General features: G+C 42.8%; 2 protein-coding genes. Both read right to left on the reverse strand.

Features of this window, described 5'->3' with window-relative positions; translation table 11 throughout:
- The coding region (locus ACP6PK_RS15775; RefSeq protein WP_426560667.1) for a hypothetical protein at positions 1 to 844 on the reverse strand (844 nt) is incomplete at its 3' end.
- 8 nt (positions 845 to 852) lie between these two features.
- Positions 853 to 1251: a hypothetical protein gene (locus ACP6PK_RS15780; RefSeq protein ID WP_426560669.1), complete on the reverse strand. Its 399-nt coding sequence runs from the start codon at positions 1249 to 1251 to the stop codon at positions 853 to 855.
- Positions 1252 to 1274: the final 23 nt, after the last annotated feature.

Below are 1274 nucleotides of genomic sequence, written 5' to 3' on the forward strand. Positions count from 1 at the left end.
CTCCATCCTCTATACTCCAAGGCTCCTTACCTTTATCTCCCCAAGTAGCGATCGCCTTATCTAACCCCGGTACTAACTTCTTAATCGCGTCAGGTGCTTGTTTCCAGAGCTTTTTAATCCCTCGGCGACCGTACAAAAAAGCAGATTTTATCGCAATTTGCAGTCCGGTCTGAATGCCTTGGTAAGCAAAATTACTCACATTTTGCAATAATTCCTGCCTAAGCTCTGGTTTGAGCTGCCAGACTAAGGCCATCATTTCTATATCTATTTGAACTTTTGGGGGTGAAGCTAAACCCCCGACGGCAATAGTAGCAATTTGTCTACCTATGAAATTTCCTGCGGGTTCATACAAATTATCTACTGCTGCCTTGATGTCTTGAATTAAAGATTCATCAGATACTTGAAAATCAAAACTGTAAACTTGTTCTGCTGCGTTGAGGATGCCATCTGCTAAGGCTCCAATAGTTGCACCAGCGACTAAAGTTCCTCCTACTCCTAAAGTTCCGACAGCAGCTCCCACGCCACCCGCAACCCATCCTACGGCAGCACCGCCTAGCAAGATTAACCCCCCACCAGCTAAACCCGCTGCAATAGTACCAGCGCCAGCAGCAATAGGGTCATCTTTTGCCCACTGGTTAAAGATTTTTCCGAAGGTTCCGGAGGCAATGCTTTCAACTACCGCTTTACCCCCTTCTACAATTTTACTGGCAAAATTAGCAGCACTAGCTACAGGAGCTTTAAACCAATCAACAACCGGGCTAGCAGCCTCGGCAAACCACTTTAAATCCACTCCTGATTCACCAGTAATAGCTGTGCTTAAAGTTGTATCTGCAATTACAACCATAATATATTTTACTTTTTGCTATTTTTCTTTGAGGTTTTAGCACCACCAGTACCAGGGATTTGAACTTCTACGGCTTTTTCCTCGGAAACTTTCTTTAAATCTGGTGCAGTTTCTTTGTTTAAAGGCTGCTGATTTTTGCTGTTGATAGCTGTTCCTTGAAAATCATTTCCTATCTCTCTGCTATATGTTTTTCCATCATTTCCATCGGTTCCTTGCGAGTATTGCATATCAGATATCAAAAGCGTTCTATTTCCATATTCTTTCAATATCTTTCCCTTGACCATAAATTCAAGAGAATCGGCCAATGCCTGAACTTTTTCTCGATCGCTTTTGGGATTAGAAAGTTGGTTAGCATTAGCTAAGTCAGGCTTGCCGTAAGGTTTGATTTTGTGGGCTTTGAATCCCATAGCCTATTACTCCATCCATTCCA

It is taken from the genome of Dapis hubbardiae BLCC-M172 (assembly GCF_050016015.1).
Taxonomy (GTDB): domain Bacteria; phylum Cyanobacteriota; class Cyanobacteriia; order Cyanobacteriales; family Microcoleaceae; genus Trichodesmium.